Source organism: Methylobacterium sp. 391_Methyba4 (assembly GCF_029691625.1).
Classification (GTDB): Bacteria; Pseudomonadota; Alphaproteobacteria; order Rhizobiales; family Beijerinckiaceae; genus Methylobacterium; species Methylobacterium fujisawaense.
In genome coordinates this window covers 4317501-4342473 of sequence record NZ_CP121475.1, presented here as the reverse complement: position 1 = coordinate 4342473, position 24973 = coordinate 4317501, and the positions used below count along the sequence as shown (strand labels likewise).

29 protein-coding genes and 1 pseudogene are annotated in these 24973 nt (G+C 69.8%); 18 read left to right on the top strand and 12 right to left on the bottom strand.

All coding sequences use genetic code 11. The annotated features are described in order from the left end of the window. Positions 1 to 63 precede the first annotated feature (63 nt). A complete protein-coding gene (locus tag P9K36_RS20440) occupies positions 64 to 627 on the bottom strand; it encodes a c-type cytochrome, methanol metabolism-related (RefSeq protein WP_043358028.1) in 564 nt (187 codons plus the stop codon). A 249-nt stretch (positions 628 to 876) separates the two neighbouring features. Between P9K36_RS20440 and P9K36_RS20435 the strand changes: the two genes are divergently transcribed. Both P9K36_RS20435 and P9K36_RS20430 read left to right on the top strand, forming a co-directional pair. Beyond that, the gene (locus P9K36_RS20435; protein WP_107646919.1) at positions 877 to 1560 is read left to right on the top strand and encodes a transglutaminase-like cysteine peptidase; all 684 of its coding nucleotides are present in this window, start codon (positions 877 to 879) and stop codon (positions 1558 to 1560) included. A gap of 103 nt (positions 1561 to 1663) precedes the next feature. Further along, positions 1664 to 1990, top strand: a complete 327-nt coding sequence (locus tag P9K36_RS20430) for a hypothetical protein (RefSeq protein ID WP_043387534.1) — start codon at positions 1664 to 1666, stop codon at positions 1988 to 1990. A 101-nt stretch (positions 1991 to 2091) separates the two neighbouring features. Here the strand turns inward: P9K36_RS20430 and P9K36_RS20425 are convergent, their stop codons facing one another. Genes P9K36_RS20425 through P9K36_RS20410 form a run of 4 tightly spaced genes read right to left on the bottom strand, consistent with a single transcriptional unit; the run spans position 2092 to position 4854 of the window. Beyond that, the gene (locus tag P9K36_RS20425) at positions 2092 to 2574 is read right to left on the bottom strand and encodes a low molecular weight phosphatase family protein (RefSeq protein WP_043356114.1); all 483 of its coding nucleotides are present in this window, start codon (positions 2572 to 2574) and stop codon (positions 2092 to 2094) included. Between the two features lie 23 nt (positions 2575 to 2597). Continuing rightward, complete coding sequence (locus P9K36_RS20420; RefSeq protein WP_043387537.1) at positions 2598 to 3080, bottom strand: UPF0262 family protein; 483 nt, start codon at positions 3078 to 3080, stop codon at positions 2598 to 2600. Positions 3081 to 3090: 10 nt separating this feature from the next. Further along, complete coding sequence (gene hisD, locus P9K36_RS20415; RefSeq protein ID WP_278305885.1) at positions 3091 to 4386, bottom strand: histidinol dehydrogenase; 1296 nt, start codon at positions 4384 to 4386, stop codon at positions 3091 to 3093. A gap of 21 nt (positions 4387 to 4407) precedes the next feature. Beyond that, entirely contained in the window at positions 4408 to 4854 is a 447-nt protein-coding gene (locus P9K36_RS20410; protein WP_278305884.1) for a DUF2948 family protein, read from the bottom strand. Positions 4855 to 5051: 197 nt separating this feature from the next. On the opposite strand from P9K36_RS20410, the gene P9K36_RS20405 reads away from it, so the two are divergent. Next, positions 5052 to 5444: a hypothetical protein gene (locus P9K36_RS20405; protein WP_043758854.1), complete on the top strand. Its 393-nt coding sequence runs from the start codon at positions 5052 to 5054 to the stop codon at positions 5442 to 5444. Between the two features lie 129 nt (positions 5445 to 5573). Here the strand turns inward: P9K36_RS20405 and P9K36_RS20400 are convergent. The 3 genes and pseudogenes from P9K36_RS20400 to P9K36_RS20390 form a co-directional block, all read right to left on the bottom strand. Continuing rightward, positions 5574 to 5759, bottom strand: a pseudogene (locus tag P9K36_RS20400) (hypothetical protein); the annotation flags it as partial. A 327-nt stretch (positions 5760 to 6086) separates the two neighbouring features. Beyond that, positions 6087 to 7376: a UDP-N-acetylglucosamine 1-carboxyvinyltransferase gene (gene murA / locus P9K36_RS20395; RefSeq protein WP_043357121.1), complete on the bottom strand. Its 1290-nt coding sequence runs from the start codon at positions 7374 to 7376 to the stop codon at positions 6087 to 6089. Positions 7377 to 7462: 86 nt separating this feature from the next. Then, complete coding sequence (locus tag P9K36_RS20390; protein ID WP_278305883.1) at positions 7463 to 7654, bottom strand: hypothetical protein; 192 nt, start codon at positions 7652 to 7654, stop codon at positions 7463 to 7465. Between the two features lie 315 nt (positions 7655 to 7969). On the opposite strand from P9K36_RS20390, the gene hemA reads away from it, so the two are divergent. From hemA to P9K36_RS20350, 8 genes are all read left to right on the top strand, one after another. After that, on the top strand, positions 7970 to 9265 hold the full coding sequence (gene hemA / locus P9K36_RS20385) for a 5-aminolevulinate synthase (RefSeq protein WP_278305882.1): 1296 nt from the start codon (positions 7970 to 7972) through the stop codon (positions 9263 to 9265). Between the two features lie 338 nt (positions 9266 to 9603). Next, a complete protein-coding gene (locus P9K36_RS20380) occupies positions 9604 to 10401 on the top strand; it encodes an inositol monophosphatase family protein (protein WP_043357127.1) in 798 nt (265 codons plus the stop codon). 280 nt (positions 10402 to 10681) lie between these two features. Further along, on the top strand, positions 10682 to 11227 hold the full coding sequence (locus tag P9K36_RS20375; RefSeq protein WP_043387545.1) for an adenine phosphoribosyltransferase: 546 nt from the start codon (positions 10682 to 10684) through the stop codon (positions 11225 to 11227). A 169-nt stretch (positions 11228 to 11396) separates the two neighbouring features. Next, on the top strand, positions 11397 to 11531 hold the full coding sequence (gene rpmH, locus P9K36_RS20370) for a 50S ribosomal protein L34 (protein ID WP_007558110.1): 135 nt from the start codon (positions 11397 to 11399) through the stop codon (positions 11529 to 11531). A gap of 79 nt (positions 11532 to 11610) precedes the next feature. Beyond that, positions 11611 to 12213: a ribonuclease P protein component gene (rnpA, locus tag P9K36_RS20365; protein ID WP_278305881.1), complete on the top strand. Its 603-nt coding sequence runs from the start codon at positions 11611 to 11613 to the stop codon at positions 12211 to 12213. After that, positions 12203 to 14059, top strand: coding sequence for a membrane protein insertase YidC (gene yidC / locus P9K36_RS20360; RefSeq protein ID WP_043758843.1), 1857 nt, complete (start codon positions 12203 to 12205; stop codon positions 14057 to 14059). The genes rnpA and yidC overlap by 11 nt, the downstream gene beginning before the upstream one ends. Positions 14060 to 14072: 13 nt before the next feature. Next, on the top strand, positions 14073 to 14726 hold the full coding sequence (gene yihA, locus P9K36_RS20355) for a ribosome biogenesis GTP-binding protein YihA/YsxC (protein ID WP_043387550.1): 654 nt from the start codon (positions 14073 to 14075) through the stop codon (positions 14724 to 14726). After that, a complete protein-coding gene (locus P9K36_RS20350; RefSeq protein WP_075380732.1) occupies positions 14723 to 15106 on the top strand; it encodes a DUF423 domain-containing protein in 384 nt (127 codons plus the stop codon). Before yihA ends, P9K36_RS20350 begins: the two co-directional genes overlap by 4 nt. On the opposite strand, the gene P9K36_RS20345 is transcribed toward P9K36_RS20350, so the two are convergent. Then, positions 15103 to 15780: a metallophosphoesterase family protein gene (locus P9K36_RS20345; RefSeq protein WP_043357445.1), complete on the bottom strand. Its 678-nt coding sequence runs from the start codon at positions 15778 to 15780 to the stop codon at positions 15103 to 15105. The genes P9K36_RS20350 and P9K36_RS20345 overlap by 4 nt on opposite strands. Before the next feature lie 224 nt (positions 15781 to 16004). Next, positions 16005 to 16499: a pilus assembly protein N-terminal domain-containing protein gene (locus P9K36_RS20340; RefSeq protein WP_043357447.1), complete on the bottom strand. Its 495-nt coding sequence runs from the start codon at positions 16497 to 16499 to the stop codon at positions 16005 to 16007. Between the two features lie 298 nt (positions 16500 to 16797). Between P9K36_RS20340 and P9K36_RS20335 the strand changes: the two genes are divergently transcribed. The 3 genes from P9K36_RS20335 (at position 16798) to P9K36_RS20325 (ending at position 18509) form a co-directional block, all read left to right on the top strand. Further along, entirely contained in the window at positions 16798 to 16962 is a 165-nt protein-coding gene (locus tag P9K36_RS20335; protein WP_012320434.1) for a Flp family type IVb pilin, read from the top strand. Positions 16963 to 17159: 197 nt separating this feature from the next. Beyond that, complete coding sequence (locus tag P9K36_RS20330; protein ID WP_051045115.1) at positions 17160 to 17711, top strand: prepilin peptidase; 552 nt, start codon at positions 17160 to 17162, stop codon at positions 17709 to 17711. 63 nt (positions 17712 to 17774) lie between these two features. Continuing rightward, positions 17775 to 18509 carry a SprT family zinc-dependent metalloprotease gene (locus P9K36_RS20325; protein ID WP_278305880.1) on the top strand — a complete coding sequence of 245 codons (735 nt, stop codon included), beginning with the start codon at positions 17775 to 17777 and terminating at the stop codon, positions 18507 to 18509. A 32-nt stretch (positions 18510 to 18541) separates the two neighbouring features. On the opposite strand, the gene P9K36_RS20320 is transcribed toward P9K36_RS20325, so the two are convergent. Next, positions 18542 to 18916, bottom strand: coding sequence for a hypothetical protein (locus P9K36_RS20320; protein ID WP_053610808.1), 375 nt, complete (start codon positions 18914 to 18916; stop codon positions 18542 to 18544). Positions 18917 to 19156: 240 nt separating this feature from the next. Between P9K36_RS20320 and P9K36_RS20315 the strand changes: the two genes are divergently transcribed. Genes P9K36_RS20315 through P9K36_RS20300 form a run of 4 tightly spaced genes read left to right on the top strand, consistent with a single transcriptional unit; the run spans position 19157 to position 23997 of the window. Continuing rightward, entirely contained in the window at positions 19157 to 19645 is a 489-nt protein-coding gene (locus P9K36_RS20315; RefSeq protein WP_043387567.1) for an invasion associated locus B family protein, read from the top strand. A 23-nt stretch (positions 19646 to 19668) separates the two neighbouring features. Then, positions 19669 to 20343: a hypothetical protein gene (locus P9K36_RS20310; protein ID WP_278305879.1), complete on the top strand. Its 675-nt coding sequence runs from the start codon at positions 19669 to 19671 to the stop codon at positions 20341 to 20343. Continuing rightward, entirely contained in the window at positions 20225 to 22378 is a 2154-nt protein-coding gene (locus P9K36_RS20305) for a glycosyltransferase family 2 protein (RefSeq protein ID WP_278305878.1), read from the top strand. Before P9K36_RS20310 ends, P9K36_RS20305 begins: the two co-directional genes overlap by 119 nt. Next, positions 22375 to 23997: a glycosyltransferase gene (locus tag P9K36_RS20300; RefSeq protein WP_278305877.1), complete on the top strand. Its 1623-nt coding sequence runs from the start codon at positions 22375 to 22377 to the stop codon at positions 23995 to 23997. The genes P9K36_RS20305 and P9K36_RS20300 overlap by 4 nt, the downstream gene beginning before the upstream one ends. Positions 23998 to 24003: 6 nt before the next feature. On the opposite strand, the gene purC is transcribed toward P9K36_RS20300, so the two are convergent. Next, a complete protein-coding gene (gene purC, locus P9K36_RS20295; protein ID WP_043350657.1) occupies positions 24004 to 24798 on the bottom strand; it encodes a phosphoribosylaminoimidazolesuccinocarboxamide synthase in 795 nt (264 codons plus the stop codon). Between the last annotated feature and the right edge of the window lie 175 nt (positions 24799 to 24973).

The window sequence follows — 24973 nt, the reverse complement described above, 5'->3', positions numbered from 1 at the left end:
TGCAACGGGGCGTGTCGCCCCCCGGGCAGGTTCAATCTCGGTCCGAGGCCCGGGAGGCGGCGTTCACTTCATGCAGGCGTCCTCGGCCTTCTCGAAGGCAGCGGGCTTGGGCTCGTGCTCCGGCGGTCTGTTGCGACCGAGCGCTCCGTCCGAACGGGCGCGGAGATACGTGAATATGTCCGGCAGGTAGCACATGACGTTCTTGTTATCGCCGAAGGCGGGCATGACCAGCTCCTGCGAGGCGTTCACGTCCTTCTTGCCGCCCACGACGATGCCGGCGAAGTGCGCGTAGTCCATGCCCTTGAGGGCATCGACAAGCGACGGTGCGTAGGTCGAGCCCATCCCGTCGGGGCCGTGGCAGACGATGCAATTGGAATTGTACCGCACGTAGCCGGACATGGTGTACCAGTCGACCTTCTTGCCGCCGTCCGTGACGTGGTAGGTCGGATCGCCGTTCTTGTCGGTGTACTGGCCGTCCTGGACCTTCGCCGGCTGCGTCGGTCCCTCGCTCTTCAGGTCGGTCGATGCCGCGCCGGCTGGGGCGGCGGATGTCGAAACGGCTCCGAGGGTTCCTGCTGCAAGTCCGGCCAGAATGAGCCCGGCGATCCTGTCTGCTGCGCGCCGCATAAGTCGTCCTCCTGCCGCCCACAGGCTTCTTCTCGGTGGAGCGACGCCGGGATAACGACGGATCTCGGAAACGAAGACCTTGGTGCGCCTTCACGATTTCGCGCATCGCGGGGACGTGCCGGCTCGGAACGACGACTGAACGATTATCCGCGTTGCGCACAGCATTAACCTTTTGTTAATCGGCGCATTGCCGCCGGCCCGCCGGCGTGAGAGCTTTCGTTAACGAGAGCTTAACGGTTGGGTCCGGCGATGCGGTTCGCGGTTTCCATGATGCAGAGACGGGTCGAGGCACCCGCAGCGCGTCGGCTGCCACGGAGCCGCCGCGCCGCCGCCGCCGCCCTCGCGGTCTTCGGCATTGCGGGCCTCGCCACGGGCGTCCAGGCGCAGACGCTTGCGAGCCTGCCGACGGAAGCCGGTGCGCGGGTGCAGGGCGATGCCAAGCCGATCGCGGCCTGGACGACCTTCTGCCAGACCTACGCGGCCGAATGCGCGCTCGACCGGGGCGAACCGGCCCGGATCAGCCTGACGCCCGCGACCTGGGCGACGATCGTGTCGGTGAACCGGCGGGTCAACAAGGCGGTCGAGCCGATGACCGATCAGGACCACCTGCACGTGGCCGACCGGTGGGATCTGGCCGAGGACGGCATCGGCGACTGCGAGGACTTCCAGCTGCTTAAGCGCCATCTGCTGGCCCAGGCCGGCCTGCCGCGGCGGGCGATGCGCATGACCGTGGTGATCGACGAGAAGGGCGAGGGCCACGCGGTGCTCACCCTGATCACCGACCGGGGCGACCTGGTGCTCGACAACAAGACCAACGCGATCCTGCCCTGGCACAAGACCGGCTACGTGTTCATCAAGCGCGAGAGCCAGGACGCCGTCGCTTGGGTTTCGCTCGGCGGCGTCACCTCCCCGGTCACCACCGCCAACCGCTGATCAAGGCCCACCTCCGGCAGTGGAACCCGCGCCGCGGGCACCACATCTTAACGGATTGATAACCCTGCGCCGCCACTCTGTCGGGTGACGGAGTGCCTGAACGATGCCGCGAGCCCGCCACGTGATGCCGGCCCCGCTCCTCGCGATCGTCCTCGTCGCCGCGGCCTGCGGCACCGCGCGGGCCGCGAGCGAGACCGAGCTCCGCCACGCTGCGTGGCGCGACTGCGTCAGCCGCAACTTCGGGATTCAAGCCGCGCTGACGGACCGGGATCTGGCCGTCGACGCTGCCTTCCGCGCCTGCCGCAGCGCCGAGGATGCCTATCTCGCGACGCTCGCAGACTCGCCGCTCCTCGACGGCGACGACGTCATTCGCGCCCGGCCGCTCCTCGCCGGCCGGATCCGGGCCTGGCTGGTGGGCGATCGCGGCTGACGCGGCGGACCCGCGGAACCCCGCGCGCGACAGTCCGCAGGCACGGCATCGGCGATCCGCCGCTCGGCGATGCGCGATCGTCAGGAAGAGACGCCGCCCGCCTACGCCTTCAGACGAGCCTTGATCCGCCGGGTGAGCCCGTCGCGGACCTCACGATAGGCCTCGAGACGCTGCTCCCGTGACGCGTCCTGCACCAGCGTGGGATCCGGAGTCGGCCAGTATTCGACATCGGCCGCGAGCGTGTGCGTCAGGGCCAGCGCCCGGTGATGGGCCTCCGGCGCCAGGGTGATGATCAGGTCGAAGTTCAGCCCCTCCCAATCCTCCAACTCCTCGATGGTGCGGGGGCGGTGTCGGCTGGCATCGATCCCGATCTCGTCGAGGGCCGCGATCATGAACGGATCGGTGGGCTCGCCGGACCGGACTCCGGCCGACTGCACATAGGTGGACTTGCCGAAATAGGCGCGCGCGATCGCTTCCGCCGCGACGGAGCGCACGGCGTTGTAATTGCACATGAACAGGACGGACTGCACCCGCCGCTTCTTCGGAGAGGCGTCGGGAGGAGGCTCTGGAACGGGCTCAGCCATCGCCGGTCGGCGCGGAGGGCGCCCTAGCCCTTCCAGTGCAGCGCGAAGATCAGGGTGAACAGGCGGCGGGCCGTGTCGTGGTCGAGGTCGACCTTGCCGTCGAGCCGCTGCTTGAGCGTCTCGGACGCCTCGTTGTGCAGGCCCCGCCGACCCATGTCGATCGCCTCGATCTGCGATGGCGAGGCGGTGCGGATCGCGTTGTAGTAGCTCTCGCAGATCATCTCGTAGTCGCGGATCACCCGACGGAATGGCGTCAGCGACAGGAGGTGCGTCATCACCGGCTCGCCCTCCACCGTGGTGATGGCGAAGGACAGCTTGTTCTCGACGAGGCCCAGCGTCAGGGCGTAGGGGCCCTCTCGGCCCGGGATCGCGAAGACATTGTCTTCCAGGATGTCGAAGAGCGCGATGGCCCGCTCGTGCTCCTGATCCGGGTTGCCGCGGGCGATGGACGCCTCGTCCAGGCTCACCTTCGCGAGGCGGTTCGGCCCGCGCTGCTTCTCCGCCATCCCCAAAACCTCACAGGTTCAACCGGATCGCGACGGAGCGGGCGTGCCCCTCCAGGCCCTCGGACCGGCCGAGGTTTATCGCCGCCGGGCCGAGCGCCCGCAAGCTCTCCGGCGTGCAGGCGAGGATCGTCGTCCGCTTCATGAAGTCGAGCACCCCGAGGCCGGAGGAGAACCGGGCGGACCGGGCGGTGGGCAGGACGTGGTTCGGCCCACCGACATAGTCGCCGATCGCCTCCGGCGTGTGCGAGCCGAGGAAGATCGCCCCGGCATTGCGCACCTTGGCGGCGAGCGCCTCCGCATCCTGCGTCTCGATCTCCAGGTGCTCGGGGGCGAGGCGGTCGACGAGGGGGACGGCCTCGTCGAAGTTCCGGACCCGGATGACGGCGCCGTAGTCGCGCCAGCTCGCCCGGGCGATCTCCTGACGGGGCAGGGTGATGAGGGCGCGCTCGACGGCCACCTCAACGGCGTCCGCCAGGTCTGCGCTGTCGGTGATCAGGATCGCCTGGGCGGCGACGTCGTGCTCGGCCTGCGCCAGCAGGTCGGCGGCGACCCAGTCCGGGTTGGCGTGGCCGTCGGCCAGGATCAGCACCTCGGAGGGGCCGGCGATCATGTCGATCCCAACCTGGCCGAAGACCCGGCGCTTGGCCGCGGCGACCCAGGCATTGCCGGGCCCGACGACCTTGGCGACGGGAGCAATGGTGGCGGTTCCGTAGGCGAGGGCGGCCACCGCCTGGGCCCCGCCCACCCGGTAGACCTCGTGGACGCCGGCGAGCTGCGCGGCGGCCAGAACCAGCGGATTGATCTGGCCGTCGGGGGTCGGCACGACCATGACGAGCCGCGGCACGCCGGCGACGCGGGCGGGGAGCGCGTTCATCAGAACCGAGGAGGGATAGCTCGCCGTCCCGCCCGGGACGTAGAGCCCCACCGATTCGAGCGCCGTCCAGCGCCAGCCGGCGGTGACGCCCAGCGCGTCGGTGGCGCGATGGTCCGTGGGCCGCTGCGCCCGATGGAAGCTCTCGATCCGCTCCGCGGCGAGGCGCAGGGCCTCGAGGGACTGCTGCGGACAGGCGGCGACCGCCGCGGCGATCTCCGCGTCGGTGACCCGCAGGTGCTCGGCGGAGAAATCGGTGCCGAGCCGGTCGAAGCGGCGCGTGAAGTCGACCAGGGCCGCGTCGCCGCGGGCGACGACGTCGGCGATGATGGCGCGGACCGCTTCGTCCACGTCTTCGGCGATCTCACGCTTCACCGTCAGGAGATGCGCGAAGGCGGTGGCGAAATTCGGATCGCTGCTGTCGAGCCGGACCATCGGAAAGCTCTCTGTCTCGCGTCAGGCCGCCGGGCCGGCGGTCGTGTCGGTGTCGATGTCGTGGCCGGGACGAGTGGCCGATTCCCAGACCGGGCCGAGATCCTTCATCCGGACCTCGATGCACTCGACCTCCAGCCGAAGGGCCGCACCGCCCGAGAAGACGAGATCGATGTGACCCGACGGCGCATCCGTCTGTTCGAAGGTCAGCGCGAGCAGGCTCATCGGCGTGGCGTCGCCCGGCTTCAGGCCGCGGCTCTTCACGCCCAGGACGCGCTCGATGTGCAGGCCGGCGAGGCGCCGCCGGGGCGGGGCGTCCGGTGTCCAGTCGAAGCGTCGCACCGCCATGAGGAAGCGCTGCTCACCGGCGAGATAGGTCAGATCCTCCGGCCGGAGGATCGCGTCCTGCAGGTGGGCTGAGATCACGGTCAAGTCCTCGATGTCGAGGGCGGCGAGCTTGAGCAGCTCCATGCAGAGGGTCCTCGGCGAACGCGGGGCGTGGGCCGGTCGGCGAGGGGCCCCGCGGCAGGGCGTAGGTAGCGGCGCAGCCCCGTTCGGGCAACGCCCGACCTGAGGATGCCGGGTGCGGACGGGGCACAGGCTCGACCCAGCGCCGTGGGCTAGAGGCGCGGCGGACGGATCGAAGCAGGGTCGAGGCAGGGTCGAGGATGGCCAAGTTCACGACGCACGCGACTCTGGCGGCGCTGGCACTGGGGATTCACGCGGCCGGTCCCGCGGGTGCGCAGGTCGGCCCCGACGCGCGGCCCTACATCTACGGCCGACCGGGTCCGGACCGGGACGTCTACGCCCCGCCGCCCCGAGATCGCCGGCCGCCACCGCCCGCCGACGATGGTTACGGCTGGCCTCCGCCCCCGCCGCCATTCGACGATGCGTCCGACCGGATCCGGCCTCAATGGCGCACCGGCCCGGGGCGGTCGTGGGATGACAGCGTCTGCGTGACCGCCCGTGGCACATGCCTGACGCGCCCGGCGCCGCCCAATGCGCCCTGCGGCTGCGACATACCCGGCTTCGGCTACAGGCGCGGGCAGATCGAGGATTGAGCGTCCGCTGTCGCGCATGACCTGCGGGGCACGGCCCGCCTCGGCCGCCGCGTCCGGGGGCTCGGCGCGGCCGCCGAGATGCCGGGCCAGGAAGGCCTTTGCCCGGGCATAGAGAGCGAGGCGGTTCTCGGGCCGCACGAAGCCGTGGCCCTCGTCCGGGAACAGCGGATCGGTCACCGTGAGGCGCTTCGCATCGAGGGCTGCGACCCTCTGGTCGGACTCGGCCTGCTTCACCCGGGGGGCGGTGGCGCTCTGCGCGATCAGGAGGGGCGCCCGGATCCCGCCGGCCCGGTGAACCGGCGAGCGCGCACGCATCTGGTCCAGCCCCGCCGCGGTGTCCGGATCGCCGATCGCCCGGATCACCTGCGCGCGGAACGCCTCCCCGTGAGGGGGCTCGTCTGGCTGACCCGGACGAGCCCGGCCGCGCCGCCCGGGAAGGGCTTCAGGTCCCGGTTTGTCCCGGCGATCGACCGCACAGACGTGCCGGTTCTCGTCTCCGCCGCCGTCCTGCAGATCGAGCAGAGGCCGCCCGTCCTCGGCCCGGCCGTAGAACCGGATCCCGCGCCCCGGATCGGCGGTCAGGGTTCAGACGACATCGGCGGCCCGCCGACGTCCATCGACGTCCCGGACCGCAGGGGTCGCTCAGGCCCGGACGCGCTCGATCTGCGCGCCGCAGCGGCCGAGCTTGGCCTCAAGCGCCTCGAAGCCGCGGTCGAGATGGTAGACCCGGTTGATCTGGGTCTCGCCTTCGGCGGCGAGGCCCGCGATCACCAGGGACACCGAGGCGCGCAGGTCGGTGGCCATGACGGGTGCCCCCCTCAGCCGCTCCACGCCCTCGACGATGGCGAGGTCGCCCTCGAGGCGGATCTTCGCGCCGAGCCGGGCCAGTTCCTGCACGTGCATGAACCGGTTCTCGAAGATCGTCTCGCGGATATGCGACTGGCCCTTGGCCAGCGTCATCAGTGCCATGAACTGCGCCTGCAGATCCGTGGGGAAGCCCGGGAACGGGTCCGTGGTGACGTCGACCGCCGCGATGCCGGCGCCGTTGCGGCGCACGCGGATGCCGCCCTCGACCGGGGTGATCTCGGCGCCCGTGGTCGACAGGATGTCGAGGGCCGCGTGCAGCAGATCGGCCCGCGTATCCTTCAGGACGACGTCACCGCCGGCCATCGCGACCGCCATGGCGTAGGTGCCGGTCTCGATCCGGTCGGGCAGGACCGCGTGGCGGGCGCCGTTCAGACGGGCCACGCCTTCGATCTCGATATGGGGCGTGCCGGCGCCGCGGATCTTCGCGCCCATCTTGTTCAGGCACTCCGCGAGGTCGACGACCTCCGGCTCGCGGGCGGCGTTCTCGATCACCGTGGTCCCGTAGGCGAGCGCAGCCGCCATCAGCGCCACATGCGTGCCGCCGACCGTGACCTTGGGGAAGACGATCTCGGCGCCGCGCAGGCCGTTCTTCGTGCGGGCGACCACGTAGCCGGCGTCGATCTCGATCTCGGCCCCGAGCTTCTCCAGGGCCATGATCAGCAGGTCGACCGGCCGGGTGCCGATGGCGCAGCCGCCGGGCAGCGACACCTTGGCCTCGCCGAACCGGGCGAGCAGCGGCGCGATCACCCAGAAGCTCGCCCGCATGGTCGAGACGAGGTCGTAGGGCGCGGTGGTGTCGATGACGTTCGAGGCGGTGAGCCGGATGGTCTGGCCCGTCTCGGTGGTCTGACCGGGGCGCTTGCCGACCACCATGTGGTCGACGCCGTGGTTGCCCAGGATCCGCGTCAGCGCGGCGATGTCGGCGAGCCGCGGCACGTTGATCAGTTCCAGCGTCTCGCCGGTGAGCAGGCTGGCGATCATCAGCGGCAGCGCCGCATTCTTGGCGCCCGAGATCGGGATCACGCCGTTGAGCGGCGCGCCGCCGGTGATGTGGATGCGGTCCATCGTGTGTCCTTGGGCGGCGCATCCCCGATGGCGCGCGGCCGGCCGTGCTGATCGCGGGCGCGGAAGCGCCCAGGCTTGGCCGTGCCCTATAGACCGGATTTGTCGGAATCAGGACCGTTGATCGCGGCCTCGGACGTGCAGGACCGGTCCGCGTCCGGAGCCGGTCTCGTTTCGGTCCGGCCCCGATCCTGCGCCTTGCGGCGCCGCAGATTCTGCCGCAGGGCCGCCTTCAGGCGCTCCGTGCGCGCATCCTTCGCGTCCATCTTCGCGTCGGTCATGGCGCGACCCTTGGTCGCCGCAAGCTCGGGACACGGGCGTTCCGGTGGGAGGAGCCATCTGCGGGTAGAGACATGGGATTCGGAAGGGCGCCGGAGCCAAGTTCGAAGGGAAAGATCCTGACGGACGCTACCGGGTTCGTGCCGCCCTCTCAACGGATGCAACGCAGCGATGTCGGAACCTTACCTTGAACCAGTTCCAGATCCGCGCGTATCTTCCGGTCCTCACGCGAAGGACTGACCGAGGCCAGACCTCAGATCGCGGGACCCGGCGTTTCAAGGCGCCGCCCGCGTGGCCGAATACGCGAAGGACGCTCGATGACCGTGACCCGGATGCCCAGCACGACGCTCGCCCCAACGGGAACGACGCGCGCCGGTTCCGGCTACGAGCGCTACTTTCGCGGCGCGCTGGATCAACTGCACGGCGAGCGGCGCTACCGTGTCTTCGCCGATATCGAACGCATTTCCGGGCGGTTCCCGACGGCCAAGTGGCGTCAGCCCGACGGCAAGACGACCGAGATCACCGTGTGGTGCTCGAACGACTACCTCGGCATGGGCCAGCACAAGGAGGTGGTGGCCGCCATGACCGAGACCGCTGCCCGCTGCGGCGTGGGCGCGGGCGGCACCCGCAACATCGCCGGCAACAACTCGCCCCTCGTCGATCTCGAGCGCGAACTCGCCGACCTGCACGGCAAGGAGGCGGGTCTGGTCTTCACCTCGGGCTACGTGTCGAACCAGGCCGGCATCTCGACCATCGCCAAGCTGATTCCGGATTGCCTGATCCTGTCCGACGCCTTCAACCACAATTCGATGATCGAGGGCGTGCGCCATTCAGGCTGCGCGAAGAAGATCTTCCGCCACAACGATCTCCAGCATCTGGAGGAGCTGCTCCAGGAGGCCGGCGACCGGCCGAAGCTGATCGTCTTCGAGTCGGTCTACTCGATGGATGGCGACGTGGCGCCGATCAGCCGGATCTGCGACCTCGCCGACCGCTACGGCGCGATGACCTATCTGGACGAAGTCCACGCCGTCGGTCTCTACGGTCCGCGCGGCGGCGGCATCGCCGAGCGCGACGGGGTGATGCACCGGGTCGACGTGATCGAGGGGACGCTGGCCAAGGGCTTCGGCTGCGTCGGTGGCTACATCACCGCCTCGGCGGCGATCTGCGACGCCGTGCGCAGCTTCGCGCCGGGCTTCATCTTCACCACCGCGCTGCCGCCGGCCGTGGCGGCGGCGGCACGGGCGTCGGTGCGCTACCTCAAGCGTTCCAGCGCCGAGCGGGAGGCGCACCAGAGCCAGGCGGCGGCCACCAAGGCGGCCCTGGCCGCGGCGGGCCTGCCGATCCTGGAGACCGAGACCCATATCGTGCCGGTGATGGTCGGCGATGCCGAACTGTGCAAGGCCGCGGCCGACCACCTGCTGGAGCACCACGGCATCTACATCCAGCCGATCAATTATCCGACCGTTCCGCGCGGCACCGAGCGCCTGCGGATCACGCCGTCGCCGTTCCACGACGCGGCGCATATCGAGCGCCTCGCCGCGGCCCTCAGCGAGACCTGGGAGGCGCTGGATCTGCCCCGGGCCGGCACGGTCTTCGTCGAGGCCGCCGAGTAGGGCCTCGGGTCTCCGTATCGACCGGCCACGGCTTGGCCCCACCGAGGGGCCGTGGCCTCTATCACAGGGCGCGATCGGCTCACCCTTCCGGCTGAGGGAGGGTAGGTTCCGGATCAGGCGTGCCGGTGACGCGCGCTCAGGTCGCGCCGCCTTCGGCTGCCGCACACCCCCCATTCGTCCCTCTCGCCCGAGGGAGGGGCCGTGCCGCGACGACGAACCGTGGGACCAGGTCCGGGCCGGCACCCCGCCGCACGGCGCCCATGTCCTGCCCCCATCTCGTCTTTTCCGGCGCCGGGCTGTAACGACGGCGTCAATCCTCACCCGCGAAAAGTCCGACCATGATCTCCTCCCCGCTCATGACCGTGATGGTCGATGCCGTGCGCAAGGCCGCGCGCGGCCTGCGCCGCGACTTCGGCGAGGTCGAGAACCTGCAGGTCTCGCGGAAGGGCCCGGGTGACTTCGTCTCCGCGGCCGACCGCAAGGCCGAGGAGGTGCTGCGCGACGCCCTGATGAAGGCGCGCCCGGGCTACAGCCTCGTGCAGGAGGAGAACGGGATCATCGAGGGGACCGACAAGAGCCACACCTGGCACATCGACCCCCTCGACGGCACCTCGAACTTCCTGCACGGCGTGCCCCATTTCGCCGTCTCGGTCGGCCTCGAGCGCGAGGGCCAGATCGTCGCCGGTGTGATCTTCGACCCGATCAAGGACGAGCTGTTCGTCGCCGAGCGCGGGAAGGGGGCCTATCTCAACAACCGGCGCCTGCGCGTCTCCGGCCGTCAGGACATGGCCGACGCGCTGGTGGGTTACGGAACGCCCTATCTCGGTCGCGGCAGCCATCCGCGACTCCTGCGCGAGCTGGGCGCCGTCATGGCGGTGGCCGGCGGCACCCGCCGGATGGGATCGGCGGCCCTCGACATGGCCTATGTCGCCTGCGGGCGCCTCGACGCCTATTGGGAGCGCGATCTCCAGACCTACGATTTCGCCGCCGGCGTGATCCTCGTGCGCGAGGCGGGCGGCTTCGTGACCTCCGCGGATGGCGCCGCTGAGCCGCTCGCGCCCCGGTCGGTGGCCTGCGGCAACGAGGAGCTGCACCGGGAACTCGTCGCCATCCTCAAGAAGGTCCAGGCGGCCTAGCGGCTCGTCATCCCGGGACCGTGCGGCGGAGGCCGGGATCGAGGCCCGCCGACGCGCCCCATCTCGACGCCCACGGCGATCAGGGATTGCCCGCCTCGGGCAGGCTTCCTCGGAGCCAGGTGCGCCCGCGGCGACCGGACCGCTCGCGCCGCGTGAGACGGTCGTCGGAGCGCCGCGACGCACCGAACGCGGCCTGAACCGCCCGGCCTGCCCGCCGGAAACTGGTCAGGACCGCAACCTTCTGCTTTAAGCCCGCGGTTCTCCACGGAAGGCCGAACGCATGGAAGCCCGCCGCCACGTCGCGCTGAAGGAATCGATCCGCTCGATTCCCGATTACCCGAAGCCCGGGATCATCTTTCGCGACATCACCACGCTGCTCAGCGACCCGCGCGCCTTCCGGCGGGCGGTGGACGCGCTGGTTCACCCCTATGCGGGCGGGCAGATCCACCAAGTGGCCGGCATCGAGGCCCGGGGCTTCATCCTGGGCGGGGCCATCGCCCATCAGCTCTCCTGCGGCTTCGTGCCGATCCGCAAGAAGGGCAAGCTGCCCCACACGACGGTTTCGATGGCCTACGCCCTCGAGTACGGCACCGACGAGATCGAGATCCACGTCGACGCGGTCCGGCCCGGCGACAGGGTGCTCTTGGTCGACGATCTGATCGCCACCGGCGGCACCGCCACGGCGGCGGTGAACCTGCTCCAGAAGATCGGCGCCGAAATCGTGGCCGCCTGCTTCGTCATCGATCTGCCCGAGATCGGCGGGGCCCAGCGCCTGCGCGACATGGGCGTCGAGGTGCGGACCCTCATGCAGTTCGAGGGGCATTGAGCCCCGCCGAACGTTGACTTCGCGGGACCCATCCGCCATAAGCCCGCCACTCGCGACGTGGCGCCCCGCATGGGCGCCCTTCGTGTTTGCAGACAACCAAGGACGCGTGAAGGTCGGGTGCGGCATCAGCCGCCCGCGAGCGCGCCTCGACCTTTGAAGGCTCTGAGCCATGAAGAGAACCTACCAGCCGAGCAAGCTCGTCCGTAAGCGCCGCCACGGTTTCCGTGCGCGCATGGCCACCGCCGGCGGCCGCAAGGTGATCGCGCGCCGTCGCGCCCACGGCCGCAAGCGCCTGTCGGCCTGAGGCCGGATCCTCTCGGGCGCGGAGGCCTTCGCGCATCCGCGCCGTGAGGCAAGTGGTATCGGCCGGGATCGAACCATCGATGGCGACGATCAAGCGGCTCAAGAAACGACCCGACTTCCTGGCTGCGGCCGAGGGGCGTCGCTTTCACACCGAGCGCATGACCGCGCAGGGGCGCCTCCGGAATCCGGAGGCCTGCCCCGGCCTCCGTCTCGGTTTCACCATCACGAAGCGCGTGGGTCACGCGACGGAGCGCAACCGCATCCGGCGCCGTCTCCGCGCCGCGTTGGGGCTGGTCGCGGCCGATCTGCCGACCGAACTCGCGACCCTGCCGGCCGACATCGTACTGATCGCCCGGCGCCCGGCGCTGGACGCCCCCTTCGCGTCGCTGGCCGAGGACCTGCGGCGTGCGATCCCGACGGTGACCCGGCCTGCGGCGCCCCGGAGCGACAGGCCGTCCGGCCGATCCGGCAACCGACGGTCCAAGACCACACCTCAAACCTCATCTCTCCAGCAGGAAGCGGGCGCCTCCGCGCAGCCCGCGCCCTCCGGCCGCGCCGACATCGGCCCGTCGCAGGGGTGCGACAGAGATCACCGAATCACCGGCGCGCGCAGGTCCCCCGGGGCCGGCGCCGGTCTTGATGCCACTCCGAACGCGTGCGGCGGTGTCCCTGATGGGCAATGACAAGACGAACATGTTCGTGGCCATCGGCCTGTCGCTGCTGGTGCTGCTCGGGTGGCAGTACTTCGTGGCCGGCCCGCGCATGGAGCAGCAGCGGCTGATCGAGGCCCAGAACAAGGCCGCGCAGCAACAGCAGCCCCCGGGCGTGACCCCGGACGGTGTGCCTTCGCCGTCCCCCAAGGAGGGCGGCCCGGCCGCGCCGGTGCCCGGCACGCTGCCCACGCCGCAAGGCGGCCCGGTCTCTCGCGAGGCGGCGCTCGCCCGCTCGCCGCGCATCCGGATCGAGACCCCGGCGCTGTCCGGCTCGATCGCCCTGAAGGGCGGCCGCGTAGACGACGTGTCGCTCAAGAACTACCACGAGACCGTCGACCCCAAGAGCCCCGAGATCGTGCTGTTCTCGCCGGCCGGCAGCGAGACGCCCTATTACGCCGAGTTCGGCTGGGTCGGCGCCAATGCCGGGCCGCTGCCCAACAACGACACCCTCTGGACCAGCGAGGGCAAGACGCTCCAGCCGGGCATGCCCGTGACCCTGACCTGGGACAACGGCGCCGGCCTCGTCTTCAAGCGGATCATCGCGGTCGACGACAAGTACATGTTCACGATCCGCGACGAGGTCGAGAACAAGGGCTCGGGTGCGATCACGCTCTACCCCTACAGCCTCGTCTCCCGCTGGGGTAAGCCGCACACCCAGGGCTATTACGTCCTGCACGAGGGCATGATCGGCTATCTCGGCAACGACGGGCTCCAGGAATTCACCTACGACAAGCTCGCCAAGGAGGGCGCCTACGGCGGCGCCAACACCAAGGGCAAGGCCTGGACCGGCGTGACCGGCGGCTTCGTGGGCATCACCGACAAGTACTGGGCGGCCGCCGCGATCCCCGATCAGGACACGCCGTATACCGGCGCCTTCACCGACCGGACCGACGGGACCACCAACGTCTATCAGGCGAGCGTGCGCGGCGACGCCGTGAACGTGGCGGCCGGCACCTCCGTCACCGCGACGCAGCGGCTGTTCGCGGGCGCCAAGGAAGTCAACGTCATCAACAACTACGAGAAGGACCTGGGCATCAAGCACTTCGATCTGATGATCGATTGGGGCTGGTTCTTCTTCATCACCAAGCCGATGTTCCGGGCGCTGGACTTCTTCTATCACCTGTTCGGCAATTTCGGCGTCTCGATCCTGGTTGTCACCTTCTGCCTGAAGCTGCTGTTCCTGCCGATCGCGAACCGATCCTACGTCTCGATGGCCAAGATGAAGGCCGTGCAGCCGGAGATGGCCGCCATCCGCGAGCGCTACAAGGATGACCGCCTGAAGGCGCAGCAGGCCACGATGGAGCTGTACAAGAAGGAGAAGATCAATCCGGTCGCCGGCTGCTGGCCGGTGCTGATCCAGATCCCGGTCTTCTTCGCGCTCTACAAGGTGCTGTTCATCACCATCGAGATGCGGCACGCGCCGTTCTTCGGCTGGATCCACGACCTCGCGGCGCCGGATCCGACGAGCATCGTGAACCTGTTCGGACTGCTGCCCTTCCCGGCGCCCGACTTCGTCCACCTGGGCGTCTGGCCGCTGATCATGGGCGTGACGATGTTCGTGCAGATGAAGATGAACCCCGCGCCGCCGGACCCGGTCCAGGCGCAGATCTTCACCTTCATGCCGATCGTGTTCACCTTCATGCTGGGGTCGTTCCCCGCCGGCCTCGTGATCTACTGGGCCTGGAACAACACGCTGTCGGTGATCCAGCAGTACGTCATCATGCGCCGCAACGGCGTGAAGGTGGAGCTGTGGGACAACCTGCGATCGACGTTCCGGCGCGGCAACGGCACCAAGACGGCCGCCACCAAGAGCTGACAGGCAATGTGCCGTGACTGAAACCAACGACGATGCGGCCGACCTTCTTGAGGCCGGCCGCCTTCTCTTTGCCGGCGCCGCCGACTTCTACGCGGCTGCCCAGACGCTCGATCGGCTGCCGCCCATGGAGGGCGTGGAGATCGCCTTCGCGGGACGGTCGAACGTCGGCAAATCGAGCTTGATCAATGCCCTCACCGGGCGGAACACCCTGGCGCGGACCTCGCACACGCCCGGGCGCACGCAGCAGCTGAACTTCTTCCGGATCGGCGAGCGCCTATCCCTCGTCGACATGCCCGGCTACGGCTACGCCGCGGTCGAGAAGGCCAAGGTCGAGGCCTGGACGCGGCTGATCCATTCCTACCTGAAGGGGCGCGCCAGCCTCGCCCGCGTGTTCATGCTCATCGACGCCCGGCACGGCTTCAAGTCGATCGATACCGATGTGCTCGACGGCCTCGACAAGGCCGCGGTGAGCTATCAGGTCGTGCTGACCAAGGGGGATTCCCTCAAGAAGGGCGAGGTCGCGAGCCGCATTGCCGGGATCGAGGCCGGGCTTGCCAAGCGTCCGGCTGCCTATCCGCAGGTGATCCTCACCTCGAGTCGGGACGATTCCGGCGTGCCGGAGCTGCGTGCGGCCATCGCCAGGCTCCTCGTGGAGCGCGGCGCGTGAGTGTTGCGGGTGTCGATCGTGCGCTCGCGGCGCTCGCCTGCCTCGCCGGCCTGCTCGGTGTGGCGTTGAGCGCCGCCGCCGCGCACATCCCCGGCGCCGATTCGCTGAAGACGGCGGCGCAGTTCCTGCTGTTCCACGCCCCCGCCATTCTGGCGCTCATCGGCTTCGGCACCGCCGGCCTTGCCCGGATCGGGCTTGCCCGGACGGCTTCGGGGCTCCTGGTCCTCGGTCTCATCCTGTTCTGCGGCGACCTCTCGGTGCGCACGTGGCTCCAGCGCCCGCTCTTTCCGATGGCTGCGCCCACCGGCGGCGTCGTCCTGATGGGCGGCTGGCTCGTCGGGATCCTGTGCGCCCTCGTTCCCGTGCGTCGAACCGTCTAGGCCGGCGCCCGGACCTGCAGGAAATGCAGCGCCGGGCCCTGCGCGGCGGAGAAGACGCCTGCCGTGAGGGCTCCCCCGTAGACCGCTGCGGTGTCGAGGTTCGTGCGGAACCGGCGGATTTCGGGCCGTCCGTTGCGCTGGGGGGTATGGCCATGGACCACGTGGCGGCCGAAATCGTGGTCGCCCTCCAGGAACGGCTCGCGGATCCAGAGCCGATTGTGATCGTCCGGATCCGGGATCGCCGCGCCGGGCCGGAAACCGGCATGGACGTACCAGCGGGCGTCATCCCCATGCAGGGTGGGGAGACCTTCGAGCCAGTCGAGGGTGTCGCGTGGCAGATCGCCCGCCTCCCGGGCGCCGAAGGAGGCGAGCGTCGCCTCCCCGCCGTTGTAGAGCCAGTGTTCCGCGGCCTGAGGGGTCTGCAGCGCATCGAGCAGCATCCGCTCGTGATTGCCCATCAGGCAGATGACATGCTCGGGCTCGGCCCAATTCAGCCGGCTCACGGTGCGGAGAACCGCGGCGCTGTCCGGCCCGCGGTCGATATAATCCCCGAGGAAGACGAGGCGGCGGCCGCGGTCGGCGGCATGGTCGGCGATCCGCTCCAACAGCGCATCGAGGAGGTCGGCGCAGCCGTGGATGTCGCCGATGACATAGGTGAGCGGACCGGATTCCATCGCGCCATCGTCCACCGGGCCGTCCCGCTCCGCAAGGGCACATGATCGGGACGGGCTGCTCCCCGTCGCCGGGGCAGCCTCAGCGCGTGGCGATGGTCCGCAAGGCCGTCGCCGACCAGAGCGGCGCTGAGGGGCGCCCCCGCATCGACGGCGGGTGGCGATGTGGTGCCCGCGACATCGGCCGCGACGTCACCCGGGCGTCTTCGCTCCCGGATCCGGTTCGATCAGTGATCGGCCGCCGGAACTGTTCCGGCGCCGCCGCCGGTCGCAAGCTTGCGGCGCGCGTCGGCCTGCCCGCTGGTCGTGCCGAAATAGCTCGCCGAGTCGCCGAGCTGTACCGACGGTTGGCAACTCGGCGTGCAGGACAGGGATTCCCGGTCGAGACCGCGCTGGACCGTGATGGTCGAGTCCCGCGACGCCTCGACCCGGATTGTCGTCTCGGCGATCATGGCGCCGCCGTTGTCGAGGGCGATGAGATTGGTCGATCCGAAGCTCTTGCCGGTGAGCACGAGGACGCCGTTCTTCTGCGGCGTCACCTCGGCGATGATCGGATTCCCGACGATGATGGTCGAGGTCTTCTCCGGCAGGCGGAGGACCTTGGCATTGTCCACCAGAACGGTCACGACCGGCAGCAGCTCGGGCTGACCCGCCACGGCTGTGGCGCCCGTCATCAGGACGATGAGGCCGGCTCGGCCCGCAATCGACAGGGTGCGGCGCATCGGGTTTCCTCAAGACGACGGGCGGCGGACGAGATCCGCTCCGAAGCCCGAGGCTATCGCGGGATGGGTGAAGGAAGCGCTAAGCAAGACCAAGAGTCCGCGCACTGCCGTATCGAAGAAACCCAACCTTCACCAATCTCGCAACGAGACGGCATTTTACGACGCTCCGGGATCGATTTAACCGATTTTCAAGGCGAAATCGCCAGTCTGTGCAGGCCGCCGATCGAGACAAGAAAAATCTTCATCGGTCATCGCGCAAGTTTTGCCTCGCTCTATGTTGATCGAAGGATCGCTCTCCATGAAGACCCTGTTCACGCGCTTCGCCTCGGACGAGTCCGGTGCCACCGCGATCGAGTACGGCATGATCGCGGCCCTGATCGCCGTCGCCATCATCACCGCGCTGAAGACCGTTGGCACCAGCCTCACCAGCAAGTTCAGCCAGATCTCCGGCAACCTGAACTAAGCGAGACGGCTCTGATCTGCGGCAGGTGCGAGACACCCCGGCTCTCGGCGAGAGGCCGGGGGCTCGGCCGGCCGGGATCGTTCTCGTTCGCGGCGGCACAGGCCGTCTGGTAATGCGCGGATCCATTCCGGCCGACGGATGGCCGGGTCGGATCGTTGGCCGGTGATGCGACAGGTTTCGACGAAATGGGCGCCGAGATGGTCGGTTCAGCGACGGCAAGCCTCGGCCTGACAGGTCTGGGCCCGGCCGGATTTGGCCTGTTGATCCTCTTCCCGTTCCTGATGGCGTACGCAGCCGCCAGCGATCTTCTGACCATGCTGATCCCGAACCGGATCTCCCTCGGCCTCGTGGCGGGGTTCGCGCTCCTCGCCCTGACGGGCCCGATGAGCTGGGCCGAGATCGGCTTCCATTGCGCGGCCGGCGCGGTCGTTCTGCTCGTCACCTTCGCGCTCTTCGCCTTCGGTGTCATCGGCGGCGGCGATGCCAAGCTCGCGGCCGCCACGGCCCTGTGGCTCGGCTTCGATGGACTCGGCGATTACCTGCTGGTGGCGTCACTGTTCGGCGGTGCCCTGACGCTGGGGATCCTGTTCGCGCGGACTCATCCGCTGCCCGTCCGGATTGCGCGCATGCCGTTCGCACTGCATCTGCACGACGCCAAGACCGGGATCCCGTACGGGATCGCCCTGGCGGCGGCCGCTCTCCTCGTCCTGCCCGACACCGACGTCTGGACCCGGGCCCTCGCTGGCTGAAGCCGCGGCGCTTCGGGCCGGCGGGATCTGGAGCCGCGCGTCCGGCCCAGCTAGAAGTCGCGCATGCCCTTCGCGCTGCTGCGTCGCCCCGATCCCGATCATCTTGAGGTCCAGCACGACGGGGCCAGTTTCCGCGTTGCCCTCCGGCGGCGGGAGACCGCGCGCCGCATCACCCTCCGGGTCTCGGCCGCCACCGGCGAGGCGGTGATCACCCTTCCGAGCCGCACCGCCGTCAACACCGCCCAGCGCTTCGCTGCGAGCCATGCGGGCTGGATCGCAACGCGTCTGGCCCGTGTGCCGGCTCGCGTGGCCTTCGAGCCTGAGTCCAGCCTGCCGCTCCGCGGCGAGCCTCACCGGATCCTCCAGCGCGGCACCCGCAGCGGTCCGGTACGGGTCGAGTGCGTCGCCGGAGAGCCGGCCATCTCGGTGTCCTGCGACGCAGCCCATGTGGCGCGCCGAATCCGCGACTTCCTGGCCCGTGAGGCGAAGCACGACCTCGCCGAGGCGATCGAGCGTTATGCGGTGCAACTCGGGCAGAGGCCGGTCCGCGTCACCCTGCGCGACACCCGCAGCCGCTGGGGCTCCTGCACGGCCCGCGGCGAGCTGAACTTCTCATGGCGCCTGATTCTCGCGCCGCCGATGGTGCTGGACTATCTGGTCGCTCACGAAATGGCCCACCTGCGCGAGATGAACCATTCCCCACGCTTCTGGGCTCTCGTGCACGCCCTCTGTCCGAACACCGACGCCGCCGAAGCGTGGCTCAAGCGCCACGGCACCGGCCTGCATCGGTACGGCTGATCCGCCGACCGGAGAAGACGGCGTGACTCGCGTCAGCCCTTGGCGCGCAGGACGCGCTGGCGCGCCACGGCGTCGGCCGGCCAGCTCGGGCGGGGATCGACCTCGCCGGGGCTGAGGGTACGCGGCGCGACGCTGTCGCACACCTCCCGCTGGCGGATGATCACCGGGTTGCCGAACTCGTCACGCCGCCGGATGAGACCACCGTCCCGGCAATAGCCGGCGATCGCGGCATGTCCGTTGCGGCGGCCATAGGGGTTCGCCGCCACCGGCGGATGCTCAATCACCAGCGTGTCGGTGTGATTGAGCGAGCGCTCGATGTAGGTGGTCTCCCCGACCGGCAGGGACTGGGCCCCCGCCTGCGCGAGGGTGGCCACCAAGCAGGCGGCCGAGAGAGTGAGCAGGCGCATCACGGCGGGATCCGGCGCAGGAGGAGTGTTCGATCACAATCTAGGCCGCAGACATCCGCGCGGGTAGCGCCGACGCGCAACACCGCGACCGCATCGCTTGACAGCGCGGGCCCGACCATGGTCGGAACACGCCCGATTGTACGGCTCCCGCCGGTCCTCGGCCGGAGCGTTCCGAAGGGATCGGTGGTGCCGCTTCACGCGAGGCTCGTTCGTTTCCGGCGCGCCGTCCGGCGCGCCGCGCTGCCGGTTTTCCTCGCCCTCGTGGCGGCCGCGCTCGTGCCCGCCGGGCCGGCCGCGGCCCAGGGTATGGTGCGCAAGACCTTCGAGGATTGGCAATTGCGCTGCGAGACGCCGGCCGGCGCGAAGGCCGAGCAATGTGCCCTCGTCCAGTATCTCGCCGCCGAGGACCGGCCGAATCTGACCCTGGTGGTGATCGTCCTGAAGACGGCCGACAACCGCGGCTACCTCCTGCGGGTGGTGGCGCCACTGGGCGTCCTCCTGCCTTCCGGCCTCGGCCTCAAGATCGATCAGACCGATATCGGCCGCGCGGGCTTCGTCCGCTGTCTCACCACCGGGTGCGTGGCCGAGGTCGTGATGGATGACGGTCTGATCCGCCAGTTCAAGAACGGCACGCAAGCCACCTTCATCGTGTTCCAGACGCCCGAGGAAGGCGTCGGGATCCCGCTGTCGATGAAGGGCTTCGCGGCCGGGTTCGATAGCCTGAAATGACGGTGCCGCTCGGGAGCCGTGCGATGATCGGACTTCAAGACAGGACTCCGACGCGGTCCCCGGGCGCCACCCGGCTGCCGAACGCCCTGCTCCGGCGGGGCGGTCTCGTGCTTGCCCTGTCCCTCGCCGCTGCCGCTCCGTGTCGGGCCGAGGAGGGGAACATCTTCTCCAACCTGTTCAAGTACGGAGGCACGACGGTGCCGCCGTCGCAGCCCGAAACCCTCGATCCGCCCTATTGCCCTCCGGTGGAGGTCGTCGAGGGTGCCGCCGCCTCGCGAACTCTTGCGGGCGATACGGTGCGCACCCAGTACGCCCTCGCTCGGCTTGCCCGCGAATGCACGCGGCGTCAGGACGGCTCGATCACCGTCAAGGTGGGCGCGGAGGTCAACGTGCTGCTCGGGCCGGCCGGCGCGCCGGGCCGGTTCGATGTGCCGGTGACGTTTCAGATCCGTTACAACGGCAAGGTCGTCTCAAGCCGCGCCGAGCGGGTCAGCGTCACGGTCGGACCGGGTGAGGCCCAGGGCTTCGCCACGGTCGTCGCCGATGATCTGCAGGTTCCTGCCGCGATGACGGCCGAGTATGACATCGCGGTGGGGGTCGGCGCCGGCAAGGGGGCCGGGAAGGCCGCTGCGAAGCCGCGCCGCCGGAAACCGGCGGTCGCCGCAGCACCCGCCGGCGGAGGCGACGCTGCCCAGTGACGCCGCGGCACGCTTCGGCGATCCGAACCGACTGATTGCGAAGACCGGTCACGGCGAGATCTGGCTTGGCCGGGCGACGCGGTTTCGCCTCGAACCGGTGGCCGATCCCGAATACGACCGCCGCCTCGTGCTCCCTGATCATCCTGTCGGCTGGATCGTACTGAGCTACAGCGGCGATCCCGCGGCGCCACCCCGGCGCCCGATCCTCCGCGTCCTGCGGGGTCCGGACGATGCCGTTCAGGATTTCGTCCTGCCGGGCGCCTCTCAGGGGCTCGCCCACTGGCTGGGGTTGATCCCCTCGGATGCGCGCGAGATCCGCCTCTCGGCCGGTGCCGACTTCGCTCTGGAGCGGGTCGGTGCCCGGCACGAGGCTGGGGTGCTCGCACAAAGTCTCCTCCGCCGGCCCTGGCGCTGCCTCGCCGCGCTCTACGAGCGCGCCCGCGGCTCGGACCGGCGCTACCGGGACATCCTGCGCGGCACCTGCGCGGTGACGCCGATGGTCCGCTTCCCGTCCTGGGCCGCTGCCAGATCCCGGCCCGCCGGCCTTCCACCCTCCGCGCTGCGGATCGGCTGTCTCCTGCTCGCGCGACCCGGCGAGGCGGCGGTGGTGGGCGCCGCGCGCGACGCGCTGGCCGCGCAGACGCACCGGCCAGAGTGGGTCTCGGTCGCATGGTCGGGCGCGCCGCCTCCATCGGAGGACGGGCCCGTGTCGCACCGTGCCTGGGACGATACTGCCGGCTTCGACGATCTTCTCCGCGATGCGGACGCCCTGTGCCTGCTACGCCCCGGCGACGTCCTGGAGCCCGAGGCCCTGGCGCTGCTGGCCCCCACCCTCTCGGACGCGGACATCGCCTACGGCGACGCGATCGGCCCCGACGGTCGCCCGCAGCTGAAGCCGGACTGGAGCCCGGATCTTGCCCTGGCGACGGGCTATCCGGGATTTCCCCTGCTCCTGTCGAAGACGTGGCTCTCTGCAAGTCCGGGGCGCCCCGTCGGCCCGATGGAGGAGATCGGTTTGGCCATCGCGGCCGCCGCGACGACCCGCGCCGCGCGGGTGGCGCATGTCCCGCGGATTCTCGCCCGCACCGTCGGCGACGGGCTCGACGCGTCCGCCCGGGCGGCAGCCCTCGACGCGCGTCGATCCGGGTGGCCTTCGCTCCGTGCCGAGATCCACGACGGCGCCGTCCACCTGAAATGGCCGCTGCCGGATCCGGCGCCGCTGGTGAGCATCGTGATTCCCTCGCGCGACCGCCTGGACCTGATCACCCGCGTCTGCCGCGGCGTGCTCCACGAGACCGCCTATGCGGCGATCGAGCTGATCATCGTCGACAACGGTTCCACCGATCCCGCTGTGCTCGATCACTACGCAAGCCTGCGCGACGATCCGCGCGTGCGGATCCTAATGGACCCTCAACCCTTCAATTTCGCCGCGATGGTCAATGCCGGCGTCGGCGCGGCGTCGGGCGCGATCGTCGTGCTCCTGAACAACGATGTCGCCGTCCTGGAGCCCGGCTGGCTGGAAGCCATGGTCCGGCAGGCCTGCCGGCCGGATGTCGGCGCCGTCGGGGCAAAGCTTCTCTACGGCGACGGCACATTGCAGCATGCCGGCGTCGTCGTCGGCCTCGGCGGTCGGGCGGGCCATATCCTGCGCCGCCGGCCCGGGGACACGCCGGGCCATCTCGGCCGGCTGCGTGTGGCGCACGAGGTCTCGGCGGTGACGGCCGCCTGCCTCGCCGTCGCGCGCGACAAGTATCTGGCGGTGGGGGGCTTCGACGCCGAGTCCTTCCCGGTCGATTTCAACGACGTGGATTTCTGCCTGCGCCTCGGGGCCGCCGGCTGGAAGACGATCTGGACGCCGGCCGCGACCCTGGCCCATCTCGAATCCGTCAGCCGCGGTCCCTCCGTCGGTGCCAAGCGCGCGCGCTTCGAGCAGGAGGCGGCCCGCTTCTCCGAGCGCTGGCGCGCCGTGATCCGGCACGATCCGTTCTACCATCCCGCCCTGTCGGTCACGACCTTCGGCGAGGACTTGGAATGACGCCGTCGGACTGGGCATCGGGCCGTGAAGACGGCCCGTATCACGGATCGCCGCGCCGCTCCTGGCGCACGCTTTTGGGGACAGCGCGACAGATCCTCGTTCACCCCCGCGCCGCGGCCGCCATCGTGCGGGCGCGCCTGATGGGGAAGCGCCTGCGCGCCCGGCAAGCGCTCGCGGCCTTGATCGGAATCGACCACCGGCTTTCGCTGCCGCCCGCGATTCTCGACCGCTTCCCGCCGGCGCCGGCCGGTCCGGGCGACGCAATCCGTCTGATCGGTGACGGCATCCTCGTGACCGGCGCACCCGAGCGGATCGCCGCTCGCTTCGCCGCGGAGCCCGACCTCCAAGCCCTCTATGGCGATGCCCTCGTACAGGAGCGGATCGGTGGTGTGGTGGTGCCGCTTCTGCCACCGGTCTTCGACGCCGACCGGCTCGTGGCATTCGATTATCTCGGGCCCGTGTTGGCCTGCCGCGGCAGCGCCCTTGACCCGGCCGCCGCGCCCCGAAGCCCAGCTGAGGCCGCGTTCCGGATTGCCGAGCGCTTCGGTCCGGGCGCGATCGGCCATATCCCGGAGCTTCTGTCCGTGCGGCGCGCCGGACGCCCGGTCCCGCCGCCGGAAGGCGCGGAGGGCCCCGCGTCCCATCACGCGATCGTGCGGGATCACCTGGACCGAACGGGGCGGTCGGCCGTCCGGGTCGCGGTGGGGCCCGACAGCCTCGTCCAGGTCGAACATCCCCTTCCCGAGACCCGGCCCCTGGCCAGCCTGATCGTGCCGACCCGCGATCGCCTGGATCTCCTGCGCCCCTGTCTCGAAAGCCTGCGGTCTTGCACTGACTGGCCGTCGATCGAGATCCTGGTCTGCGACAACGACAGTCGCGAGCCGGAGACTCTCGCTTTTCTGCGCGCTTTCGAAGGGGAGGGGAGGGGGCATGTCGTGCCCTGTCCCGGGCCGTTCAACTTCGCCGCCATGAACAACGCAGCCGCGGCCCGCGCCCGCGGCCGGCTCTTGGTCTTCGTCAACAACGACGTCGAGGCGTTCCGGCCCGACTGGCTGTCTCGGATGGCCCGTGAGGCCCTTCGACCGGATGTCGGCGCCGTCGGCGCCAAGCTCCTCGACGGCGAGGGACGGATCCAGCACGGCGGCATCGTGCTCGGGACCGGCGGCCTTGTCACCCACGGGCACCGCCACTTCCCGGGGGACGCGTCCGGCTATCTGGCGGCGTTGCGCGTCACGCACGCGGTCTCCGCGGTCACGGCCGCCTGCCTAGCGGTCGAAGCGGACAAGTTCCGGGCGGTCGGCGGCTTCGACGAGGCGGCCTTCGCGGTGGACTTCAACGATGTCGATCTCTGCCTGCGCCTCAACGCGGCCGGCTATCGCACGCTGCTGGTCCCCGGAGCGGTTCTGCACCACCGAGAGGCGGCGAGTCGCCGCTGGACCCCGGAGGCCCGCGCCCGCCACCAGCGCGAGATCGCGGCGCTGAAGAAGCGATGGGGGCCGCTACTGGTGCAGGACCCCCATTATCACCCGGGCTTCGATCCGGACCTCTCGACCCACGCCCGGCTGCGGCCGGGCTTTCCGGAGGCGGGGCCGACGCACCTGCGCCGCCCACCCGCCTGAACGCGCTTACTGGACGAGGCGCGGGCCGCTGCCCTGGACCTTCTCGTTCTCCGACATGATCCCAAGCCGCTTGGCGACTTCGGTATAGGCCTCGATCAGGCCGCCGAGATCCTTGCGGAACCGGTCCTTGTCGAGCTTGTCGGAGGACTTGATGTCCCAGAGCCTGCAGGAATCCGGGGAGATCTCGTCAGCGACCACGATGCGCATCATGTCGCCTTCCCAGAGGCGGCCGGTCTCCATCTTGAAGTCGACCAGTCGGATGCCGACGCCGAGGAAGAGGCCCGACAGGAAGTCGTTGACGCGGATCGCCAGCGCCATGATGTCGTCGATCTCCTGGGGCGTCGCCCAACCGAAGGCCGTGATGTGCTCCTCGGAGACCATCGGGTCGTTCAGCGCGTCGTTCTTGTAATAGAACTCGATGATCGAGCGCGGCAGCTGGGTGCCTTCCTCCAGGCCCAGCCGGGTCGCCAGCGAGCCGGCCGCGACGTTGCGCACTACAACTTCGAGGGGGATGATCTCGACCTCGCGGATCAGCTGCTCGCGCATGTTGAGCCGGCGGATGAAATGCGTCGGCACGCCGATGTCGTTGAGGTGCTGGAAGACGAACTCGGAGATCCGGTTGTTCAGGACGCCCTTGCCGTCGATGACCTCGTGCTTCTTCGCGTTGAAGGCCGTCGCGTCATCCTTGAAGTGCTGAATGAGCGTGCCGGGCTCCGGCCCCTCGTAGAGGACCTTCGCCTTGCCCTCGTAGATGCGACGGCGGCGGTTCATAGGCGTGTACCGTGGTTTGAGGAAGTCCATGGGCCGAGGCTCCTGATGCGCGACGATTGGGAGGAATCCGCGGCGCGGCGACCGGACGCGAGGTCGGGCCGCCGGACGGCCTCTGCCCAAGGGCCCCGGCGACCGGCCGCCAAACTAGCGGAAGCGGGCTTCCAGCACAACGCGTTAGCCTGCAGGGCGGGATTGCGGAGGGCGC

What these genes read in the sequence shown, in the direction of transcription:
- P9K36_RS20440 (WP_043358028.1), bottom strand. Translation starts at nt 627, where the DNA reads ATGCGGCGCGCAGCAGACAGGATCGCCGGGCTCATTCTGGCCGGACTT.
- P9K36_RS20345 (WP_043357445.1), bottom strand. Translation starts at nt 15,780, where the DNA reads ATGGAATCCGGTCCGCTCACCTATGTCATCGGCGACATCCACGGCTGC.
- P9K36_RS20330 (WP_051045115.1), top strand. Translation starts at nt 17,160, where the DNA reads ATGGTCGGTTCAGCGACGGCAAGCCTCGGCCTGACAGGTCTGGGCCCG.
- P9K36_RS20300 (WP_278305877.1), top strand. Translation starts at nt 22,375, where the DNA reads ATGACGCCGTCGGACTGGGCATCGGGCCGTGAAGACGGCCCGTATCAC.
- P9K36_RS20420 (WP_043387537.1), bottom strand. Translation starts at nt 3,080, where the DNA reads ATGGCGGAGAAGCAGCGCGGGCCGAACCGCCTCGCGAAGGTGAGCCTG.
- rpmH (WP_007558110.1), top strand. Translation starts at nt 11,397, where the DNA reads ATGAAGAGAACCTACCAGCCGAGCAAGCTCGTCCGTAAGCGCCGCCAC.
- P9K36_RS20375 (WP_043387545.1), top strand. Translation starts at nt 10,682, where the DNA reads ATGGAAGCCCGCCGCCACGTCGCGCTGAAGGAATCGATCCGCTCGATT.
- hemA (WP_278305882.1), top strand. Translation starts at nt 7,970, where the DNA reads ATGACCGTGACCCGGATGCCCAGCACGACGCTCGCCCCAACGGGAACG.
- P9K36_RS20410 (WP_278305884.1), bottom strand. Translation starts at nt 4,854, where the DNA reads ATGGAGCTGCTCAAGCTCGCCGCCCTCGACATCGAGGACTTGACCGTG.
- P9K36_RS20310 (WP_278305879.1), top strand. Translation starts at nt 19,669, where the DNA reads ATGATCGGACTTCAAGACAGGACTCCGACGCGGTCCCCGGGCGCCACC.
- P9K36_RS20405 (WP_043758854.1), top strand. Translation starts at nt 5,052, where the DNA reads ATGGCCAAGTTCACGACGCACGCGACTCTGGCGGCGCTGGCACTGGGG.
- P9K36_RS20435 (WP_107646919.1), top strand. Translation starts at nt 877, where the DNA reads ATGCGGTTCGCGGTTTCCATGATGCAGAGACGGGTCGAGGCACCCGCA.
- rnpA (WP_278305881.1), top strand. Translation starts at nt 11,611, where the DNA reads ATGGCGACGATCAAGCGGCTCAAGAAACGACCCGACTTCCTGGCTGCG.
- P9K36_RS20425 (WP_043356114.1), bottom strand. Translation starts at nt 2,574, where the DNA reads ATGGCTGAGCCCGTTCCAGAGCCTCCTCCCGACGCCTCTCCGAAGAAG.
- P9K36_RS20305 (WP_278305878.1), top strand. Translation starts at nt 20,225, where the DNA reads ATGACATCGCGGTGGGGGTCGGCGCCGGCAAGGGGGCCGGGAAGGCCG.
- purC (WP_043350657.1), bottom strand. Translation starts at nt 24,798, where the DNA reads ATGGACTTCCTCAAACCACGGTACACGCCTATGAACCGCCGCCGTCGC.
- P9K36_RS20325 (WP_278305880.1), top strand. Translation starts at nt 17,775, where the DNA reads ATGCCCTTCGCGCTGCTGCGTCGCCCCGATCCCGATCATCTTGAGGTC.
- hisD (WP_278305885.1), bottom strand. Translation starts at nt 4,386, where the DNA reads ATGGTCCGGCTCGACAGCAGCGATCCGAATTTCGCCACCGCCTTCGCG.
- murA (WP_043357121.1), bottom strand. Translation starts at nt 7,376, where the DNA reads ATGGACCGCATCCACATCACCGGCGGCGCGCCGCTCAACGGCGTGATC.
- P9K36_RS20380 (WP_043357127.1), top strand. Translation starts at nt 9,604, where the DNA reads ATGATCTCCTCCCCGCTCATGACCGTGATGGTCGATGCCGTGCGCAAG.
- P9K36_RS20430 (WP_043387534.1), top strand. Translation starts at nt 1,664, where the DNA reads ATGCCGCGAGCCCGCCACGTGATGCCGGCCCCGCTCCTCGCGATCGTC.
- yidC (WP_043758843.1), top strand. Translation starts at nt 12,203, where the DNA reads ATGGGCAATGACAAGACGAACATGTTCGTGGCCATCGGCCTGTCGCTG.
- P9K36_RS20335 (WP_012320434.1), top strand. Translation starts at nt 16,798, where the DNA reads ATGAAGACCCTGTTCACGCGCTTCGCCTCGGACGAGTCCGGTGCCACC.
- P9K36_RS20390 (WP_278305883.1), bottom strand. Translation starts at nt 7,654, where the DNA reads ATGACCGACGCGAAGATGGACGCGAAGGATGCGCGCACGGAGCGCCTG.
- P9K36_RS20340 (WP_043357447.1), bottom strand. Translation starts at nt 16,499, where the DNA reads ATGCGCCGCACCCTGTCGATTGCGGGCCGAGCCGGCCTCATCGTCCTG.
- P9K36_RS20320 (WP_053610808.1), bottom strand. Translation starts at nt 18,916, where the DNA reads ATGCGCCTGCTCACTCTCTCGGCCGCCTGCTTGGTGGCCACCCTCGCG.